The sequence below is a fragment of the Deltaproteobacteria bacterium genome (assembly GCA_016875395.1).
Classification (GTDB): domain Bacteria; phylum Myxococcota_A; class UBA9160; order UBA9160; family UBA6930; genus VGRF01.
The window spans coordinates 1-2488 of record VGRF01000071.1 but is presented as its reverse complement, the minus strand read 5'-3'; the positions used below and the strand labels follow the sequence as shown (position 1 = coordinate 2488).

Genomic DNA, 2488 nt, shown 5'->3' with positions numbered 1-2488 from the left:
GCGATCGATAGCGGCAACATGGAGCGCAGAATCCCAGGAACGATCGAGGTTGGCCAACCGGCGTCGCGGAGTCCCGCTCTTGGCCTGCTCGGGATAGCTTTCCCACGTAAACGAGGTCCTCATGCCGATCGAGCATCTCCCGAACACCGCGACCGCCGACGAGATTGCCGCGGTCCTCGCGCGCGATGGCTGCGCGGTGGTCGATCAACTCGTCTCGCGCGGCGAGGTGGAGAAGTTCCTCGCGGAGATCGCGCCGTACGAAGCGGCGAACGCAGCGGGGACCGATTCCTTCGCGGGACGCGTCACGAAGCGCACGGGCGCGTTGATCGCGCGCTCGGCCACGGCGCGCGACTTCGTGATGAATCCGCTCGTGCTCGCGACGGTCGCGAAGGTCCTCGGCCACGCTTCGTGCCATCAGTTGCATCTGACGCAGCTGATCTCGATCGGGCCCGGCGAGCCCATGCAGCAGATCCACCGCGACCAGTGGGCGTTCGACTTCTTCCCGTTCCCGACCGGCTACGAGGTGCAGTGCAACACGATCTGGGCGATGACGGACTTCACTCGCGAGAACGGCGCGACGCGCGTGATCCCCGGCAGCAACCACTACGCCGACAAGCTGAAGTTCGTGGAGGAGCAGACGGAGCCCGCCGAGATGTCGCTCGGCTCGGTGCTCTTCTACACCGGCGCGCTCTATCACGGCGGCGGCGCGAATCGATCGAGCGAGGTCCGGCGCGGGCTCAACCTCACGTACAACCTCGCGTGGCTGCGGCAGGAGGAGAACCAGTACCTCGCTTGCTCGCAGGAGGTCGCGCGCGGACTGCCCGAGCCGCTGCTGCGCCTGATGGGTTACGCGCGGGGCGCGTATGCGCTCGGCTACGTGGGCGATCTGCTCGACCCGATCGAGCTGGTGAAGCCGAATGCGGGCAGGACGCAGCTCGGTGACATCTCGAGCACGCTCGAGAAGCTGCGCTCCGCCTAACAACCGCCTACTTCGGCGACTCTAGCCGCGGCGGCGAGCCCGGCAGGCGCCCGCGGTTGCGCGCGATCCGGATGCGGCCTTCCTGCGAGACGGGGTCCCAGTAGATCAGCTCGTGCAGGCGGTCGCCGTCGAGGTCGGCGCTCGTGGTCGCGCCGCCGAGCGCCTTCAGCGGGACGCTTGCGGCGATGCGGCCGAACGCGCCGCCCGGCTCGCCGAGGCGCACGAGCGCGTTGCCGTCGGCGTCGCCGTAGAGGAGATCGCGGCGGCCGTCGCCGTTGTAATCGCCCTCGAACTTCGGCAGCAGCGAGGTCACGCGCGCGGTCTTGAAGTCGAACGGCAGCGTGAGCTCGTCGCTCCAGCGCAGCTGCGGCGTGCCCACTTTGCCCGCCTCGAAGCCATAGACGCGCAGCTCGAGCTCGGCTTGCCCGCGCACGAGGATGCGCGCGAGCTGCGCGATGCCGAAGGGCAGCACGGACTGCACGAGCTCCGCGCGGCCGTCGCCGTCGAGGTCTTCGAGGTCGGCCGTCGCGAGGCCGCCCTCTTCGATCAGCGAGCCCTGCGGCACTGCGAGCGGATCGGCGCCTCCGCCGAGGTTCGCGTGGATGCGGGTCTCCGAGCGGCTGCTCGCGAGCGTGCCGGTGGTGCGGTGCACGATCAGATCCGCGTCGCCGTCGCCGTCGAGGTCCGCGAGATCAGGCAGCAGCACGTTCGAATCGGCGCGGCGCTCGTCGTTGAACTCGAATGGCGGAAAGCGTCGCGCGCGGCTCGGCTTTGCGGAGAGCCCGCTCGCGCCGCCGCGATAGGCCGTGAGGCCGTAGCGCGTGGTCGCCACGAGATCGCGCACGCCGTCGCCGTCGTCGTCGACGCCGAACAGCGTGGGCCATGACAACAGCGCGCGGAAGAAGCCGCTGCGGATCGGCGGGCCCGGCTGCGGGTCGCCGTAGATCGCGGTCACGGGGAGCGCGAGCGTGCGCACCGCGGCGTCGCTGCCGAGCGAGACGAGGCGCAAGCCCGCCACGTCGGGCAGCAGCGCTTCCTTCGCATTCGCGTTTCTCCACGCCCCGGCGATCTCGAGCCGGCTCTGCTCGCGCGTGCGCGGCGGGAGCGGCAGCGGCGGCTCGAGCGCGATCTCGCGCTGCGCGGCGCCGCGCGCGTCGAGCACGGTCAGCTGCGCGGCCTCGAGCAGCAGCACCTCGGGGCCCGGCGTCGCGGAGACGTCGGCGACATCGACGGCGACCACCGACCGCGCGAGCGCGATCGCGACGCCGGCGCCCTCGCCGCGCGCGAACAGCGTGAGGAAGCGCTTCTCGTCGGGCGGCATCGCCTCGGCCGAGAGCGCCGCGAGCCACGCACGGCCTTGCGCATCGCGCACCGCGAAGGCCTCGAGCACGCGGCCGCGCACGGACAGCTCGCCGATCGCGAACGGCGCCTCCTGCGCGCTCGCAGCGAGCGGGAGCCACGAGAGCAGCAGTGCGGCGAGCGCGTTGCGAAGCACGCGCGCAGTCTGAC

Annotated in this window: 2 protein-coding genes; one reads left to right on the top strand and one right to left on the bottom strand. The window is 71.1% G+C overall.

The annotated features are described in order from the left end of the window. The first annotated feature begins 121 nt into the window (after positions 1-121). Positions 122-979, top strand: a complete 858-nt coding sequence (locus FJ091_22085) for a phytanoyl-CoA dioxygenase family protein (protein MBM4386039.1) — start codon at positions 122-124, stop codon at positions 977-979. 7 nt (positions 980-986) lie between these two features. Here the strand turns inward: FJ091_22085 and FJ091_22080 are convergent, their stop codons facing one another. After that, positions 987-2474 (bottom strand): VCBS repeat-containing protein, encoded by a 1488-nt coding sequence (locus FJ091_22080; GenBank protein ID MBM4386038.1) that lies wholly within the window; start codon positions 2472-2474, stop codon positions 987-989. Between the last annotated feature and the right edge of the window lie 14 nt (positions 2475-2488).

Bases quoted from the DNA above. Each gene is read 5' to 3' on its own strand.
- FJ091_22085 (MBM4386039.1), top strand. From the start codon at position 122: ATGCCGATCGAGCATCTCCCGAACACCGCGACCGCCGACGAGATTGCC.